The following is a 16,587-nucleotide window of genomic DNA, read 5'->3' as shown; positions in this document are numbered from 1 at the left end:
CAATTAATTACACAAGAAAATTGAGCTTCAATCGAAAAGCTACCCGGAGTTTCCTCTGTGTGGCTTTTTTATTGTTTTTCGGATGACGGGCTTGAGTTTTAGCCTAGTGCGCCAATCTATCTACTAGAAATTTTGAATAAGGTGCGCCATGACAACTTCCATAATCACTGAACAAACAGAATTACCATTATTGCCTTTGCGCGACGTGGTGGTTTTTCCGCATATGGTTATCCCCTTATTTGTCGGCCGACCAAAGTCCATCAAGGCTTTGGAGGCCGCAATGGAGCAGGGTAAAAGCATTATGCTTGCCGCTCAAAAAGCCGCCGCCAAGGATGAACCATCCGCCGATGATATTTACGAGATAGGCTGTATTGCCAACATTTTACAAATGTTGAAATTACCTGATGGTACGGTCAAGGTGTTGGTAGAAGGGGCTCAGCGAGCACGCATCCATAAAATTACCGAAACAGAGTCGCATTTCACCGCAGACCTGACACCGGTGCCACCAGAAGAGGGCGATGACTCTGAGGTTGAGGCGATGCGCCGTGCGATCGTTCAGCAATTCGACCAGTACGTCAAACTCAATAAGAAAATTCCACCCGAGATTTTGGCATCTTTGTCAGGCATTGATGATGCCGGCCGTCTTGCCGACACAATTGCAGCTCATCTGCCGCTGAAGCTCGAGCAAAAACAAGTCATTTTAGAAATATTCAGCGTGTCCAAACGTCTCGAGCATTTATTGGGACAGTTGGAAGGCGAACTCGATATTTTGCAAGTAGAGAAGCGTATCCGTGGACGTGTTAAGCGCCAGATGGAAAAATCTCAACGCGAGTATTATTTGAATGAGCAAGTCAAAGCGATTCAAAAAGAATTAGGCGAGGGTGATGAAGGCGCCGACATCGATGAGCTTGAAAAGAAAATTGTAGCTGCCAAAATGCCAAAAGAGGCGCGTGATAAGGCGATGGGCGAGTTGAAAAAACTCAAAATGATGTCGCCAATGTCGGCTGAAGCGACGGTCGTGAGAAATTACATCGACACCATCGTGAATTTGCCCTGGAAGAAAAAATCCAAAGTAAATAACGATCTGACCAATGCCGAGAAAGTATTGGAAGACGATCATTACGGTCTGGATAAGGTCAAAGAACGCATTTTGGAATATCTTGCCGTTCAGCAGCGCGTCGATAAGTTAAAAGCCCCAATCTTGTGCCTGGTTGGTCCTCCTGGCGTAGGTAAGACTTCACTGGGTCAATCAATTGCTCGCGCGACAAATCGTAAGTTTGTTCGTATGGCCTTAGGCGGCGTGCGTGATGAGGCTGAAATTCGCGGTCATCGCCGTACTTATATCGGTTCCATGCCGGGCAAGATTTTGCAAAGTTTGTCCAAGGTAGGCGTACGTAATCCTTTATTTTTATTGGATGAAGTCGACAAGATGGGCGCAGATTTCCGTGGCGATCCATCTTCTGCCTTGCTGGAAGTGTTGGATCCTGAGCAGAATCATACGTTTTCCGATCATTACATCGAGGTCGATTTTGATTTGTCGGATGTCATGTTTGTCGCGACATCGAATTCATACAATATTCCGCCTGCTTTGCTGGATCGGATGGAAGTGATTCGTTTGTCCGGTTATACCGAAGATGAAAAAACAAGTATTGCACAACGCTATTTGCTGCCGAAACAAATCAAGAATAATGGTTTGAAGGACGGTGAAATCAATGTATCTGAAAGTGCAATCCGCGACATTATCCGTTATTACACCAGAGAGGCCGGTGTGCGTTCATTAGAGCGTGAAATCTCGAAGATTTGCCGCAAGGTAGTGAAGATGCTTTTACTTAAAAAGAGCGAAAAAAAGGCGACCATTACTGCCAAGAACTTGGATAAATTCCTCGGTGTTCGTCGTTATGATTTTGGTGTGGCAGTCAAAGAAAATCAGGTCGGTCAAGTGGTTGGCTTGGCCTGGACGGAAGTCGGCGGTGATTTGTTGACGATCGAAGCGGTAGCAATGCCGGGTAAGGGCGGTGTGATACGCACGGGTACTTTGGGCGATGTCATGAAGGAGTCGATTGAGGCTGCCCGTACTGTAGTTCGTAGCCGTGCCAAGCGCTTGGGCATCAAAAACGATGTATTTGAAAAAAGTGATATCCACATTCACGTGCCAGAAGGTGCAACGCCGAAGGATGGCCCATCGGCGGGTATCGCAATGACGACGGCATTGGTTTCCGTTTTTACGGGCATTCCTGTGCGCGCGGATGTTGCTATGACGGGAGAAATTACCTTGCGTGGCGAAGTATTGCCTATCGGTGGATTAAAAGAGAAATTATTGGCGGCGCATCGTGGTGGTATTAAGACGGTATTGATACCAGAAGAAAATGCCAAGGATTTAGCTGATATTCCTGATAATGTAAAAAACAAATTGGAAATTATTCCAGTTCGCTGGATCGATAAGGTATTGGAGATTGCTCTTGAACGCATGCCAGTTGCTTTGACCGAGGAAGAGGTGTTACTTGCAGCAGCGGCCAAGCCCGAGGCTGTTGGTGATGCCGGTGTTGTCAAACATTGATGGGTAGTGGTGAAATCGCCAGCTGCCAAGCTTGGCAAAAATCAAGAATTACTTCCACCCAAAGTTGACCTGCTGTCGTAACGTTCTGGCGCACGTTTTGGTTTGATGTCCCGGTGTCTTGGGAATGGTCAGTGCTTTGTCGGCACCCCAATATAGATAAACCCCCATTCTCTTCCGAGCGAACGGGTTTATTTTAAGACCTTTGCAAAAAACGTCTGCAGTAATGCCCCCATGCAGATCTGCATGGGGGCACGATAATCACATTCCTACTGCGACCGAACTATCCGTGAATTTCATCCGATAATTAATCAATGGTAGCTGGATGCATCTCGTAACCAGAAGGGTTACGAGATGGCTCATACATTAATTTTGACCAGAAGATTTCCAATAAATCGTTTTGCGCTTCGGAGAGCTTGGAAACGGCGGTGTCTGTACACACAAGGAACCGCAAGCCGCACCGCTTCGATTTGCAGCACCAATAATGATCGTCGTCGGTTTGCCGTTAATTGGTACCGTAGCTAACACCGGAGATGGAGGCAGACCTCCTCCAACGAATGTGCTTGATCTGGCACCGCCACAAGCACCTAAAACACCAATTGCGCCGGATCCGTTAAATAGATTGACCATATATCCCTCTGCTTTACCGAGAGGGGTTGAGCACGTACCTGCGGCTGTAGGTACCGGGCGGTTTGTGCTGAACATCACTGTACCTCCGACAATCAGAGCGGATGTGACTGTTTGCTCTGCAAATCCCGGCAGGTGTTGGTTTAAATCCATGAACCAGCCTTTCATCGTCGACGAGGGTAAGACGGCGAGATCATTGCAACTGCTTGCGGTGCTGACGGTTCTGTCGTACATGATTTTCGTATCGTCCAGATTGTTCGCCGTGGTCGGAACCACCGCCAAGTCATCCACATACACATAGAAACGATTGGTGATGCCTGGGCTGGGATTGAAAGGGTAGTTGCTTTGCAACGGATGTTCACGATCGCCCGAACCCAGCGCCAGATAGACCTTGGTTGCTGAAGCTCTCAGTAGCGCTGGAGCGAAGAGGAACTTGCGGCCTGCGCCATTGGTGTAAGCCACGCGAGTCATGCTCCAGCTGCTGACGGAGGCCCCAAAATCGATCCGGTAAATATTGCCTCCAGTGTCAGCTGCATAGGCATGATCCACCACTCCTGCTGTGGGGAGTAGCGCCACATCAGCTGCCACGCTGCGCAAAGTGGGAAATGACTTGATGACCACTCCGGTGTCTGCATCAATCACATAAACGAAAGCACCCTTCGGTGTAATGCTGCAGCTTGGCGCGGCCTTGTCGTCATCTTCGCACTTGTCATAGCCAGCACCCATGACCAGCACGGGTCCGGTATATCCCTGGATCTTGGATGTCACTCTAGGTGTTGACCAGGTTTGTCCGATATTTGACATGTCAAATCCTTTTGGATCTTTGATACAAGCGTTGTCGTCGCCCAGATGTGGGCAACCGAGTTTCCACTTGAAGGCTGGCGTTGCTGGGTTGGTGACATCAAAGGCATACAGCATCCGTCCTCCGCGACGCATGGTTGGATAGATCCAGATCTTGGCATTGGCTAAGGATTGATAAAGGCTGATTGAACCGTCAAAATAATAGTCCTTCGGCGTCGGGGTTGGCGTCACTAAGGGTGGCATGGTGGGGTAGCTGATCAGCGGGAGGTTATTCTTCAGACGCGGCAGTTTTGAATAAAACTCCGGTGCGACAAAAGCCCAACGCTCCTGACCGCTTTTCGTATCTACCGCACGTAGCATGCCGTCGTTGGCGCCGTAGTAAGCTGTGACACCGTTTGTACCGTAGTCAATCGGCAGCGGACGCGAATGAATCGCATCGCCGTGTAATGACGGCCGGCTCTCCGTATAATTTTTGTTACCATTTTCGTCGTTGACATCCTGACCAAGCACAAAATTGGCCAGATCAGTCAATGGAGTACCAGTCAAACCTGTTTCAGTAGCCAGACCCGGTGATGTGGCGCTGAAAGTCGCCAAAGAACCGCCGGCCGCAGGCTGGGTATAGATAACGCGTTTGTCGGGAAGCCACGTAGGCGAGGTATCTGTCGCAGGAGGATTGTTCCCTTTACGAATGACTTCGGCGACACCGCCTTTTTCAACAATGGGGCCGTCTGGCGAATCGGAATACGGTGAATAGCTGGTGACGGGGCAGGTTCCCTTAGGTGTTCCGGGAAGATTATTCCAATATGTACCGGAATCCGAAGTCCAGAAACTGGTGGCACATTCGGTCACGAAGCCGGTGACCGGGCTGATCGCCGGAGCGCCAGTGACATCGCCTAAATCGAGATTGCCGCTGCCGATCACTTGGTACTGCTTCAGATTACCCATCCAGCGTGGCGAGGCATCTACGGTGGGACGGAACATCGGGATGAAAACCTGATTCTTGTTTTGATCGCGGTTGGTCGCATTCACAGGCAGGCTGGCCGATGCGAAGGTGGAATTGATACCCTGGATTTGCACCAAAATTTTCATCAACGCGGTGACGATTTCTGCTTCACTGGTCACGTATTGCCAGGTGCCGCCGCCTTGCTTGGCCTCCGCCTGCAAATAGGAAGTGTAGAAAGCATCAGAGTTGCCAGGGGATGCAGCATCAAGTACATACGTGGAGATCTTGTGGCCCGGATAATTGTAGAGATAGTGCGTCCATTCGTCTCCCCAGTAGGTTGCCAGACTGGCCGGTGGAAGTGCCGGTCCGGCGCTGAGACCCTCATAGCTTTGATTGCCCTGGACATCACCGGGTGAAAAACCGTTATTCGCAGCGATATAAATGATGAAGTCGTTGGCGCAGGTGGTACTGACGCTGCTATAGGGGCCGGTGCCGCTATAGGCGAAACCTGAAGTCATACCCTGGCCGAACGCAGTGGCGCCGGCATAACTGCCGGCATTTCCGATGATATCCACATTGGGATTCTTCGGAGGCAATCCGCCAGCATACGGGTTGGTTCCGGTAAAATATTTAAAGATTTCGTAGAACGCTTCAGGCTCGTCCTTCAACCCGTTATATTCGTTCTTGGTCGATATCAGGCTCAATATATTTTTCAGCGCGGTTCGGTTGGTCATGTCGGTGCCAACATTACGCGGTGCAAAGCGGATATAAGCCCCTTTGGGCGAACCGGTGGGACTGTAGAGGGCCAGTCCGATATCCATAGGCACGGTGATTTTATCCAGCACCGTTTTGATGGCCGAGAGCTTTGCGGGAAACAGGTCATTGGTCGTATTGTCCAGCATGATCATAACCTTGGGGGCGGTCGCCGTCCCCCCGGACGAGCCTAGATAGATATCGATATCCTCGGCTATTGCCGATACTGGTGCCACAGCAAGACTGAGACTCAAACTGAGGAATGGTCCCCAGCGTTTTGATAGGAATAAGAAATTCATCATGTTCTCTCTAAATTAATCAAGGGCATGTGGTCGTTACCGGTACCCGTATGGCAGTACCCTGGTTAACGGTATATTGTGCGCTGGTAAAGTTGTCGGTGGCTGCGGCTTGGATGTCCCACATCCGCTCTGCGCAAAAAGAAACATCACTGGAGCCAGGTCCTCCCTCTACACCCAATAAGTCATCGCGCACGCCAACCGTGCAACCCTGGTCATCTGTTTTGCTGATGTCGAGATTGGCGTTAAGAACGGGTTTAACTGAGGTACATGTAAGAGTGACCGCGACGGTGACATCCTTGCCGCCTTTGCCGGTGACATCGAAGCATTTGGTATTCAGCACAGCATTACAGGGTGAGAGCAGGGCGTTGGTAGGCGTATCGGTGAATCGGGTAGTACTGATGATTTCTTCAATGGTGCTCTGGGCGGCGACCTGTAACTGATTGCGTTGTTGCATATTGCCAGCGATCTGCAGATTACCCTTGGAAAGCTTGAAAGCGGTGACGACGAGAATGGTGATCAGGATCAGCATGATCAAGCTCACCAGCAGTGTAGCGCCACGTTGCTGGGATGGCGTCAATATCATGGCGTGTTCCTTCCTGCGGTATTGTTTAAGCGCACTACTGATTTGTACAGGTGACGTCGATAATGATCACCGGTCGGTGGGGTGACAGTGTTGGCCGTAGTGCCGTCAGCCAGGAGACCCAGTGTGTAGGTCTTGTTGTCGCTATAGCCTGTGCTCTGAGTCGTGTTGCGGGCCAGTACATGAACTTTGGCCGCAACGACGTTGCGCCAATTTTCTATGCATGTCGTTCCCGCACAACTGCCGACACTGTCAGGGTCGGCAGTGAATAGGGCCGGGTTGCCGGTGGTTGCCGGCGGCGTGGCGATGGTGTCGATGCCGTATTCGATTTGCAGATTCTCGATCCCTTCTACCAGCGGGACGATAGTAAAGACAGCCACACCACCCGCCACGCCGAGTTCTGCACGTTTCAGGGTCGGAATGCCGTCACCAGGCTTGTCATTGTTGGCGATGAAATAAATATGTGTACGATATTGACGAAGCGGGGCTATAGTTCCCGGTGTGGTGAGTGTGCAATCATTCTTGTGCAGGGCAATTAACTTTGACGTGTCTGTGTCCAGAGCATAGTAATTGGCCGGATTGGTAGCGGCCAGTTCTATTGAACAGGTTGAGGCTTGAAAGTAAGGAGCGCCGCTGATTGCCGCGTCGCAGTCGGTCTCTCCGATCGCGCAGGTGCTGGCGCGACGTACCACGACGATGTCCGTCCCGGTTCGCACATCGCTCACACAGCTTGGGGCACTGACACCGTTATCATAGCCTTGTATCGCTAGTGGCAGTGCGGCCTTGAGGTCGCTCAGGACGATCGAGCAGGGGTCTGGCTTGGTTGCCGGCGAGGCCAGAAGTTTAGGATTGAATTCGCCGAAATAGCCAGCACTTCTCAGATCATCAGTAAGCAACTGCATGGCATAACGACCATTGTCAATCTGCTGATTGACACGCTCTATTTCGCTTCGGGCACGACTATTGTTGACGAATAGCGCACTCAGGCCAGCAACGACAATCAAGCCCAGGGTGATTGCCACCATCAGTTCAACCAGTGTCAAACCATACTGTCGGGTTTTCTTGCTCATAGCCATGACGAATGCATCCTTATTGTGGGTAGCGCAGCATAATGTTATTGGCATGTCGGCAGCCCGACTGAAACCTGCGTCGCAATAGTACGGCGATACGTGTCCGCTCCATATAAATTTTGACCGCAAGTGTAGGTTGGGGCTTGGGTCTGGGTCATGCCTTGCCAGGACACGCTGACAAGATAGATGCCCGGTGTGCAAACACCGGTAGCTGGATTGGGAGCTTGAATCTGCGTGATACAGCCGCGCGCACCCAACATGACTCCTACATTTTTGCCGGCCGACATTTCTCCTGCCCCCTTCAAGGCATTGCTCCATTCACAGATGTCACGGGCTGATCCGGTCGCGATATTGGCACATGACGCAGGCTGACTGTCCGAGGTGCCTATCGTGCCGGTAGTTACATAACTTGCAGCATTTGGCTGATTGGCATTGATTCGTTCCGTAATATCCGACAATAATAAAACTGCCTGAACACGCTGATAGGACTCGAGTTCAGCCGTATGAAGTTTGCTTTGCAAACCTGCGAGGCCGAGCAAGCCAAACGCCAGGATCACAAGGGTGATCAGCACCTCCAGCAAGCTGGTACCGTGCTGATGTCTGGGAATAAAATGTTTGGTTATCAGCATGATGACGCTGCCTTCATATAGGGGCGACCAATCAGGTCAACCGATATGCATTGGTATATGTTGGTTGAGCCGGACGTAGTCGTAATAAGGAAAGATGGGGTAGCGCCCGGCGGGAGTCGTCCCGACGCGCGATAAACGACGTTGGCAGGTCCGGTCACGGTAGCGCCTTTGGCAGCGCCGCGATCATCCAGCAGATTGGGGGGAGTGGCAGAATCACGGATTTGCCAGCCGTTTTGCCATCCACCAGTCTGCGGCGACAAAGTTATGCTGGTGTTGCGGGCAATCGCTTCGCTGCGGGTTCTGGACAGGGCAGCGAAGAGTTCGGACGCAACCGCTTTTGCCCGCTGGCTTGCGATGAGATTAGAAAACGAGGGAGCCGCGAGTGCCAGCAAGATGCTGACAACCGCCACCGTCACCAGTAATTCCACCAAAGTGAAACCTGTCGTATAACGATCAGTTCGCGGCCATGAGGAGGGGATGTTCATCGTCATACCTACCACAAATTGGACGGCGACTTCGCGCCCGTATTAGTAATGCTCAAGATGCCATCGTTCGCCTGTGGAGTGCCTGCTATCGGCGTCGCGATAGCGGCAAAAGCAGGCGGAGTACCACCTGGTGCTACGCAAGGCGACCCGGTCGTTTGACACATCGTCACGGTGTAATAGGTTGCAACATCGTTAGGTACGCTATAAACCAGCGTATTGAAGTCCGACGCATAAGCTCGTGCGTCCAGCAAATACTGTTGTTGCCGTTGGGCGATGTCCATCAGCGCACTTTGTGCGGATGCACGCCTGCCTTTGACCAAGTATTGTTGATATGCGGGGAATGCAATTGCAGCCAGAATACCAATTATGGCAACCACGACCATGAGTTCGATGAGAGTAAAGCCGTAGCCATGCCGATGGTAGCGTGGGTCTTGTTTGCCGATTGGATCCATTGCGTTTCTCCTTGCGAGTAAAAACATGATCCGGAAAAACTATCCGTGTGGCAACTCGAACTGATGAGCGGTTGATTTTCCAGTACGAACGCAATGCCATACAGAAAATAGTTTGGGTATTCGCAATCAGTATAGGCGGTCGACAAATAATGTTTTAGCAGATACTTTGCAAGTTTTTAAATAAGTTTGTCAGATTTAATTTTCAATCATCTGTTCTATATATTGGGTCGTTCATGCTTGTGCAAAAAACGACCATCCGGTAATTTAATCGGCGCTTTCAGGCTTAAACAATGGGGATAGGTTTTGCTTATGGCAAGCAAGGGAATTATGGATGGAACAAGTATACATCGCTTGACCAATGTTCGGTAAAACATGCAAGCCAGCATGCCGCAAGCCTGAATTAGAAATTTGAAGTCGATGTGAAATACAGGTGAAGGCTGTTTAGTTTTTGCATCTATAGGTCAAACTAAGCGCAATAGGCTTGCCTATTTTCTTTGAATATATGAATCTTGAGATGGAAAATTGGTGCTTGAAAGCATTCAGGCATCCATTTCTGATTCTTGCAATATGCATCGACGCAAGAATCAGATGGATGTAGAGATCAGATGCAAAATTATGCGCTGAGTCTTTCAGTGACTTTGCAGCCGTCCAGTAAGAACGATAAGCTGGTAACCAGAACCAGTTCGCCTTCGGCGGAGCGTGCCGTTCCTGTGATGCCAGGAGTCGAGATACAGGTTAACGGTTTAATGACGAGATCGGCTGTACCGTCGACTGAATCGACAGACAGGATGTAAGGATTAGGCGCAGCAATGACGATGCCGACGCGTTCTGAGCTCTTTTCATAGCCCAGAATTTGTCCCAAAGAGCGTACCGGTAATGGCCTGCCTAAATCCCGCAATACCGGGTGACCGCCGACGCTCTCAAAGGTTTCTGGTAGTTCTACAACGCGCTGCACGGTTGCCATTGGCAGTGCCAGCGATGCACCATCGGTACGTACCAGCATAGTCGGCACAATCGATAACTCAATTGGTAAACGGATCAGGAAAGTGGTACCGGTGCCGAGATGCGATGAAATCCGAATGGCGCCACGATGTCGTTCGACTGCAGTCTTGACCACATCCATGCCAACGCCACGACCTGAGACGCTGGAAGCGACTTCCTTGGTAGAGAAACCGGGTAAAAACACCAGTTGGAAAGCTTCGTCATCAGTACGTGCATCATGCGAATTGATCAAGCCTTTGGAGATTGCTTTGTCACGCAGGCGCTGGGCATCCATGCCTTTGCCATCGTCTGTTACTTCGATCATGACGCTGCTGGCTTCCTGCCATGCTTTCAGTGAGATCGTAGCTCTTGGTGACTTTTTAGCAGCAGTACGTTCTTCTGCAGTCTCTATGCCATGGTCAAGGGCATTGCGTAGCATGTGAACCAAAGGATCGTACAAGCTGTCGACAACAACGCGATCGACTTCAGTTTCGGCACCGGATATATTCAGATCAACATCTTTGCCGAGATCGCGTGCCAATTCACGAATCAAGCGCGGGAACTTTTGGAACAAACGACCCACCGGCTGCATGCGGGTTGCCAGTGTTGCACGCTGTAATTCGGTTGAATAACGCGAGGCGCGGGTTAATGTTTCTGTCAGCGCTGACATCAGCGACGCTGCCTGACCGTCGAACTTGAACTGCGACAATTTTTCTAATAAGACCGCTGCCTGATTCGCTGCCTGGACCGATTCGCCAGCAACTTCTAACAAAACATCAAGCTTGACCGCGTCAATACGAATACTTTCTTCTTTGACGGGGGCATTCTGCTTTATGGTGTCGGCTGTGGCCAAGGAGGTCTTGACTGCCTCATGTTCTTCGCTGGCGGTGGCGGACTCTGCCGGTTCGGGTAAGGTTCCTGGAGGGGTGATTGCGCGGAAGTAAGCTTCCCAATTTACCCCATCGTTACCTGGTTCTGTTGCTGCGGCTTCCACTATTTTTTCTGGTGCGGCAACTGCGCCAGGTGAGGCAGTCGTTTTTTTCCTTGATGTGATCTTGCCTTCAATCGCATCGGTCAGCACCTGCTCCAACGATTTGGGCATGGTCGAGAGCTGGTCGGGATGCGTGCCGTTTGATAGTGCCGTCAATTGATCGGCAACGAATCCGCTGGCTTCCAGCGCCGCCTCAATCGCAATCGGCGTCACCGGCGCTTGTCCTGTCCTGAGAGCGTCGAACAGATTTTCTGTCAGATGACATGCCGATACCATGGCAGTCAAATTCATAAATCCGGCACCACCCTTGATTGTATGGAAGGATCGGAACACGGCGTTCAACGTGTTCATATCGCCCGGATTCCGCTCCAGGGTCAGCAAATGTTCTTCCACATTTGTTGCCAGGTCCAGAGCCTCGACGACAAATTCTTTCAGCATGTCATCCATTAGAAGCCCAGACTATCAAGTAGGTTATCTACGTCGTCCTGTTCTAGCGCAGCATTTGGAACGGAAGGACCCTCCATCAGTTCGATGGCTTTTTCTTTCAATTCTAGAGGTGCATTGTCAATAAGAATTTGCGCCAATTCGCGTTCAACTGCCTGGGTAATGATCAGCACTTTCTTGATTAACTGACCAGTCAGATCCTGGAAATCCTGTGCCATCATGATATCCAGCAGGCGGGCTTTTTCAGCATCCGTTGAGGCAACTACGGTATGCGTGAAAGTTTTTGAGTCCGTGGCGAGAGTCTTGAAATCCTCGACACTCATGGTGCCGGCAAACACGCTGCTCCAGCGGCTATCCAAGTCTTTTGCACTTTTCGCTAAGGCATCTTGTTCCGGCATGCCAGCGTCGGTGGCGTTCAATACTTTATTCGCTGCCTGTTCTGTCAGGGAGGCTACATATTCGAGCCTGCCTTGGGCATCGGAGATTTGAGAAGCAACGTCGGATAGCGAACGGTCATAGCCCAGCTCCCGCATCGAATCGTGCATCATACGAACGAGCCCGCCTAAACGGTCATACATCGGCTTGCCAGAGTCGGCTTCGGCGCTATGGAGATTTAATTTGGCAGGCGTCGGTATTTCTGTCGGGGGCGCAGCTGGCTCCATCGCAACTACTGAGGGCGGAACCGCTGCTTCGACGCGCTGATTGGCCATTTCTTCAAATAATGCGTCCAAATCATCTGCTGAATCGGTCATAGTTCTCTATTCTCCATAATCGCTGCGATGTTTGTGAGTTTGTCCACAAGCATCATGGTATTTCATACAGATTAATCTTATTCGATTGCTCTGAGTTTGAGGGTTTTACAATCTCACTCTATGGTAACAGGACTTCCATGCCCTTAGAATAACCCTGGGAAATAAAATTTGTCATCTATTTATTCAAGACTTTGCCAGTTGATGCAGACTTGTGATGCCAGTTACAACACTCCCTGTACTAACTTGAGTATAAATTTGTCTGGAGTCTCAATTTCATACAGACCGAGTTGTCTGGTTTTTCGTGCCAGCTTTAACAATGCCTTATCTTTTGTGACGAGCACATCGACTCGAGCATCTCTTGCGGCCTCTAAAAATTTTTGATCGTCTTTGTCGCTGCATACTGGCAGTTTGATTGCCAGAGCTTCTGGCAAAATTTGTGTTTCGACCAATCGATCGAATTCTTGAATGATGCCATCTCTATGATGTTCTTGAATCGGTAAATGAGGATAGGTGAGCACCACCAGCCATTCTTGACGGCAGTCTTCACACGTGACGGCTTTAATGCTGCCGTCGTTCAATCCATTCATCAGCGGAATCCAGCGTGGATCGTGAAATACAAATAAATCCAGGCATACATTGGTGTCAAGCACCACGCGCTTAGGTATCATTGGGGCTGTCATCTTTCTTAAAAATATTATGCTGATCGTATTATCGCCTGCTAAAAGTCTGGATTACGAAACACCGGTAAAAACAAAATTAGCCAGTCATCCCGAATTAATGGACGATGCCGCTAAATTAATCAAAATCGCAAAAAATTTAAGGGCAGATCAATTATCGGAACTGATGGATATTTCATCCAATCTGGCGGAACTGAACGTGGCACGCTTCCATGCTTGGTCGCGTACTCCGAAAAATGAGAGCGTAAAGCCAGCGGTGCTGGCATTTAATGGCGATGTGTATGAAGGTTTGCAAGCGCCTCAGTTAAGTCTGGCGCAGTCGAATTATCTTCAGGAACATGTGCGCATCTTGTCCGGCTTGTATGGGGTGTTACGACCTTATGATCTGATGCAGGCTTATCGCCTGGAGATGGGAACGCAATTGCAAAATGCACAGGGAAATACCCTGTACTCGTTTTGGGGAGGCAAGGTGACTGAGATTCTGAGTCAGGTTTTGGAAGATCGAAAAAATAAAACGCTGGTCAATCTGGCCTCCGAAGAATATTTCAAGGTAGTGAAAACCAAATTGTTACCTGGGCCAGTGATTACCCCGATTTTCAAAGACTGGAAAAACGGCCAATATAAAATTATTTCATTCTATGCGAAGCGTGCCAGAGGCTTGATGGCGCGCTATTGCGCGCTGCATAAAGTCAAGCATCCTGAAAAATTAAAAAAGTTTGATCTTGAAGGCTATGCCTATTATCCCGAGGAATCGGATCAGCAGCGCTGGATTTTTCGCCGCAAGTTGATGGATTAAATCTGAATACATAAAAAAGCCGTCAGATCTGACGGCTTTTTCCTATTTAGTGGAACCGCCTGGTTTATCGGATTACCAGAGCTTCCACCAAGCGGTTTTTTTTCCGCCCTTACCGTTCAGATAAGGGCTATTCGGGAAATTTTTTACAAATACGCGATTCGCATCATCACGCAGTTCTGTCATGCCCATTGCGTCATAGGAGCGCACCAGAATCGACATCGCCTCTTCCGTTGCCGGTGCATCCGGGTATTCAGTAATCGCCGATTGTGCCCGGTTGGCGGCAGCCAGATAAGCGCCGCGCCGCAGATAATAATTGCCTACGTGCACATCGTATTGAGCCAGGGCATTGACCAGATACTTCATGCGGGAAATCGCATCCGGCGTATATTTACTGTCAGGAAATTGCACTACCAATTGCTTGAAAGCATCGAATGAGTCGCGTGAAGCTTTGGGATCGCGTTCGGTAATGTCCTGATTCGCCAGAAAATTCATGATGCCGAGCTGGTCGTTGAAGTTGATCAGGCCGCGCAGGTAATACATGTAATCGACGCTTTCGTGATTCGGATGCAGCTTGATGAAGCGTTCAACTGCTGCCAGAGCTTGTGCCTGATCGCCTTGCTTATAGTAGGCGTAGGCAATTTCCATCTGCGCCTGTTGGGCATAAGTACCGAAAGGAAAGCGCGATTCCAGGCGCTCAAAGTACTGAACCGCCTTTTCATAACCACCATTGTTCAATTCATCTTTTGCTTCAGCGTATAATTTTGCAGCATTCCATGTTTTGGTTTCATCGTTCTTTTCACCGAATACTCCACAGCCAGCCAGCGACATAGCGAGGATGAGGCCAAACAATTTTATAGATTTAATTTGCATAGATTTTTGCATGTGCATGAAAACAATTTACGGATTATAGCCGATGGCAATTAATGTGATACCAACTGAAGCAACGATTTTCTCCAATACCCAACTTGAGGGAGACTTCGTCGAGCTTGAAGATGGTGAAGAAGCTGACGATTTATCGTCACAAATCGAAACAATTACCTTGAAATTAAGTCCGGCAGATTGCGGCGAACGTTTGGACAAGACTTTATCTAAACTGGTTCCGCAATATTCAAGAAGCCGTATCCAGCAATGGATAGAGGCCGGTTTTGTCAGTATGGATGGTCTCGTGGTGCGAGGCAAGACCACCGTACTCGGCGATGAGGATATCATCATCCAGCCGCAAGCGGCACCGGATGAAGGCGCTTATAAGCCGGAAGCAATGCATCTGGATATAATTTACGAAGATGATTCGATTCTTGTTTTGAATAAACCGGCGGGGCTGGTAGTACATCCAGCCGCAGGCAACTGGTCCGGTACCCTGTTAAACGGCTTATTGCATCGTTTCCCTGCTCTGGCAGGCGTGCCGCGTGCCGGCATTGTGCATAGGCTGGATAAAGATACGTCGGGATTGATGGTGGTCGCCAAGACATTAATCGCGCAGACAGAACTAGTCAGGCAGTTGCAAGCCAGAACGGTCAGTCGCGAATATTATGCGCTGGTTTGGGGAACCCCTAAGCCTTCCGGCACGGTCGATGCGGCCATGGCGCGACACCCGAAAGACAGAATCAAGATGGCGGTGTCCGAGAGCATGCTCGCCAAGCCGGCGGTCACGCATTATCAGAGAATCGCTGCCGGCATGCTGGAGCGCTTTCCGGTGAGTTTGGTGGCCTGCCAGCTGGAAACCGGACGTACGCACCAGATTCGTGTGCATATGCACTCACTGGGCTTCCCTCTGGTTGGCGATACTTTATATGGTAAGCAGCATCTGGCGCGCTTTTTTCCGCGACAGGCTTTGCAGGCGCGCAAATTAGGCTTAATTCACCCGGAAACTCATGAGCATATTGAATGGGAAGTCAACTTGGCAGATGATTTCTCTGAACTGCTATTGCAAGCGGGGATTACGTCGATACGAACATCATGAGTTTTGCCAATCAATCAGCGAGCGATTTAATCAGCCTTCCCATTATCCATCCGGATTGGGAGGGCGTGCCCGCGCATGTGCAGGGATTTAGTACTACCCGTGCAGGCGGCTTTAGCTCCGCACCTTACGATGACGGTCAGGGCGGCGGTGGCAATAATCTTGGCGATCATGTCGGGGATTCATTGGCGTCGGTGGTTCGTAACCGCGAAAGGCTGAATCGATTCTTGCCGAATGATGTCACATTCTTATCACAAGTCCATGGCACAATAGTCTTGGATGCGGCAACGCTGGCTGCCGGTAATGTTGGCGATGCCGTATTCACGACCAGGCAAAATACGGTTTGTGCAATTCTGACGGCGGATTGTTTGCCGGTTCTGTTTTCAGACGGAAAAGCTAGGGTCGTGGCTGCAGCGCATGCCGGTTGGCGCGGCCTCGCTGCCGGTGTATTGCAAAATACAGTAACTAAAATGCGAGCAGCCGGAGCCGCTGACATCATCGCCTGGTTGGGGCCGGCGATTGGCCCTGATGAATTTGAAGTAGGGCAGGATGTCGTCGATGCGTTTCAGTTAAGAACGCGTACTGCGGAAAAATTTTTTAAGAAGAAAACCGAGGAGGGCAAATATCTGGCCGATATCTACGGACTGGCGCGCTATGTTTTAGCCAAAGTCGGTGTTGATCAGGTCTACGGCGGAGATCGCTGCACCGTAACCGAAAAAGGACAATTTTATTCTTATAGACGGGATGGCGTCACTGGTCGGATGGCGAGTCTGATCTGGATCGCATCGTAAATTAA

The 16,587-nt window shown here is 50.0% G+C and carries 14 protein-coding genes; 4 read left to right on the top strand and 10 right to left on the bottom strand.

What is annotated here, in order from left to right; all coding sequences use genetic code 11:
* The first annotated feature begins 148 nt into the window (after positions 1-148).
* Positions 149-2,557 (top strand): endopeptidase La, encoded by a 2,409-nt coding sequence (lon, locus tag LPB67_RS06850; RefSeq protein ID WP_262836373.1) that lies wholly within the window; start codon positions 149-151, stop codon positions 2,555-2,557.
* A gap of 363 nt (positions 2,558-2,920) precedes the next feature.
* Here the strand turns inward: lon and LPB67_RS06845 are convergent, their stop codons facing one another.
* The 9 genes from LPB67_RS06845 to LPB67_RS06800 form a co-directional block, all read right to left on the bottom strand.
* A complete protein-coding gene (locus LPB67_RS06845; RefSeq protein ID WP_262836372.1) occupies positions 2,921-5,977 on the bottom strand; it encodes a pilus assembly protein in 3,057 nt (1,018 codons plus the stop codon).
* A gap of 19 nt (positions 5,978-5,996) precedes the next feature.
* Positions 5,997-6,560, bottom strand: coding sequence for a PilX N-terminal domain-containing pilus assembly protein (locus LPB67_RS06840; protein WP_262836371.1), 564 nt, complete (start codon positions 6,558-6,560; stop codon positions 5,997-5,999).
* Complete coding sequence (locus LPB67_RS06835) at positions 6,557-7,681, bottom strand: PilW family protein (RefSeq protein WP_262836370.1); 1,125 nt, start codon at positions 7,679-7,681, stop codon at positions 6,557-6,559. The genes LPB67_RS06840 and LPB67_RS06835 overlap by 4 nt, the downstream gene beginning before the upstream one ends.
* Complete coding sequence (gene pilV, locus LPB67_RS06830) at positions 7,672-8,256, bottom strand: type IV pilus modification protein PilV (protein ID WP_262836369.1); 585 nt, start codon at positions 8,254-8,256, stop codon at positions 7,672-7,674. Before pilV ends, LPB67_RS06835 begins: the two co-directional genes overlap by 10 nt.
* Positions 8,250-8,741 (bottom strand): GspH/FimT family pseudopilin, encoded by a 492-nt coding sequence (locus LPB67_RS06825; RefSeq protein WP_262836368.1) that lies wholly within the window; start codon positions 8,739-8,741, stop codon positions 8,250-8,252. Before LPB67_RS06825 ends, pilV begins: the two co-directional genes overlap by 7 nt.
* An 8-nt stretch (positions 8,742-8,749) precedes the next feature.
* Positions 8,750-9,193: a type IV pilin protein gene (locus LPB67_RS06820; RefSeq protein WP_316685126.1), complete on the bottom strand. Its 444-nt coding sequence runs from the start codon at positions 9,191-9,193 to the stop codon at positions 8,750-8,752.
* A 613-nt stretch (positions 9,194-9,806) separates the two neighbouring features.
* The gene (locus LPB67_RS06810) at positions 9,807-11,612 is read right to left on the bottom strand and encodes a chemotaxis protein CheA (RefSeq protein WP_262836367.1); all 1,806 of its coding nucleotides are present in this window, start codon (positions 11,610-11,612) and stop codon (positions 9,807-9,809) included.
* Positions 11,612-12,361: a protein phosphatase CheZ gene (locus LPB67_RS06805; protein ID WP_262836366.1), complete on the bottom strand. Its 750-nt coding sequence runs from the start codon at positions 12,359-12,361 to the stop codon at positions 11,612-11,614. The genes LPB67_RS06810 and LPB67_RS06805 overlap by 1 nt, the downstream gene beginning before the upstream one ends.
* Positions 12,362-12,582: 221 nt before the next feature.
* Positions 12,583-13,029, bottom strand: coding sequence for a putative toxin-antitoxin system toxin component, PIN family (locus LPB67_RS06800; protein ID WP_262836365.1), 447 nt, complete (start codon positions 13,027-13,029; stop codon positions 12,583-12,585).
* A gap of 28 nt (positions 13,030-13,057) precedes the next feature.
* Here LPB67_RS06800 and yaaA point away from each other — a divergent pair, with 28 nt between their 5' ends.
* Positions 13,058-13,834: a peroxide stress protein YaaA gene (yaaA, locus tag LPB67_RS06795; protein ID WP_262836363.1), complete on the top strand. Its 777-nt coding sequence runs from the start codon at positions 13,058-13,060 to the stop codon at positions 13,832-13,834.
* A 72-nt stretch (positions 13,835-13,906) separates the two neighbouring features.
* Here yaaA and LPB67_RS06790 read toward each other — a convergent pair whose 3' ends face one another.
* Positions 13,907-14,704, bottom strand: a complete 798-nt coding sequence (locus LPB67_RS06790; protein ID WP_262836362.1) for an outer membrane protein assembly factor BamD — start codon at positions 14,702-14,704, stop codon at positions 13,907-13,909.
* A 43-nt stretch (positions 14,705-14,747) separates the two neighbouring features.
* Here LPB67_RS06790 and LPB67_RS06785 point away from each other — a divergent pair, with 43 nt between their 5' ends.
* Both LPB67_RS06785 and pgeF read left to right on the top strand, forming a co-directional pair.
* A complete protein-coding gene (locus LPB67_RS06785; RefSeq protein ID WP_410482712.1) occupies positions 14,748-15,794 on the top strand; it encodes an RluA family pseudouridine synthase in 1,047 nt (348 codons plus the stop codon).
* Positions 15,791-16,582, top strand: a complete 792-nt coding sequence (pgeF, locus tag LPB67_RS06780; protein WP_262836360.1) for a peptidoglycan editing factor PgeF — start codon at positions 15,791-15,793, stop codon at positions 16,580-16,582. The genes LPB67_RS06785 and pgeF overlap by 4 nt, the downstream gene beginning before the upstream one ends.
* Positions 16,583-16,587: the final 5 nt, after the last annotated feature.

Source organism: Undibacterium sp. Jales W-56, assembly GCF_025548535.1.
Lineage (GTDB): Bacteria > Pseudomonadota > Gammaproteobacteria > Burkholderiales > Burkholderiaceae_D > Undibacterium.
The sequence above is the reverse complement of the archived record's forward strand: the minus strand, read 5'-3'. Positions and strand labels throughout refer to the sequence as shown.

Coding starts and splice junctions, on each gene's coding strand:
- LPB67_RS06785 (WP_410482712.1), top strand. CDS start 14,748: ATGGCAATTAATGTGATACCAACTGAAGCAACGATTTTCTCCAATACC.
- LPB67_RS06810 (WP_262836367.1), bottom strand. CDS start 11,612: ATGGATGACATGCTGAAAGAATTTGTCGTCGAGGCTCTGGACCTGGCA.
- lon (WP_262836373.1), top strand. CDS start 149: ATGACAACTTCCATAATCACTGAACAAACAGAATTACCATTATTGCCT.
- pilV (WP_262836369.1), bottom strand. CDS start 8,256: ATGCTGATAACCAAACATTTTATTCCCAGACATCAGCACGGTACCAGC.
- LPB67_RS06845 (WP_262836372.1), bottom strand. CDS start 5,977: ATGAATTTCTTATTCCTATCAAAACGCTGGGGACCATTCCTCAGTTTG.
- LPB67_RS06790 (WP_262836362.1), bottom strand. CDS start 14,704: ATGCAAATTAAATCTATAAAATTGTTTGGCCTCATCCTCGCTATGTCG.
- LPB67_RS06840 (WP_262836371.1), bottom strand. CDS start 6,560: ATGATATTGACGCCATCCCAGCAACGTGGCGCTACACTGCTGGTGAGC.
- LPB67_RS06825 (WP_262836368.1), bottom strand. CDS start 8,741: ATGAACATCCCCTCCTCATGGCCGCGAACTGATCGTTATACGACAGGT.
- yaaA (WP_262836363.1), top strand. CDS start 13,058: ATGCTGATCGTATTATCGCCTGCTAAAAGTCTGGATTACGAAACACCG.
- LPB67_RS06835 (WP_262836370.1), bottom strand. CDS start 7,681: ATGCCAATAACATTATGCTGCGCTACCCACAATAAGGATGCATTCGTC.
- LPB67_RS06800 (WP_262836365.1), bottom strand. CDS start 13,029: ATGATACCTAAGCGCGTGGTGCTTGACACCAATGTATGCCTGGATTTA.
- pgeF (WP_262836360.1), top strand. CDS start 15,791: ATGAGTTTTGCCAATCAATCAGCGAGCGATTTAATCAGCCTTCCCATT.
- LPB67_RS06820 (WP_316685126.1), bottom strand. CDS start 9,193: ATGGATCCAATCGGCAAACAAGACCCACGCTACCATCGGCATGGCTAC.
- LPB67_RS06805 (WP_262836366.1), bottom strand. CDS start 12,361: ATGACCGATTCAGCAGATGATTTGGACGCATTATTTGAAGAAATGGCC.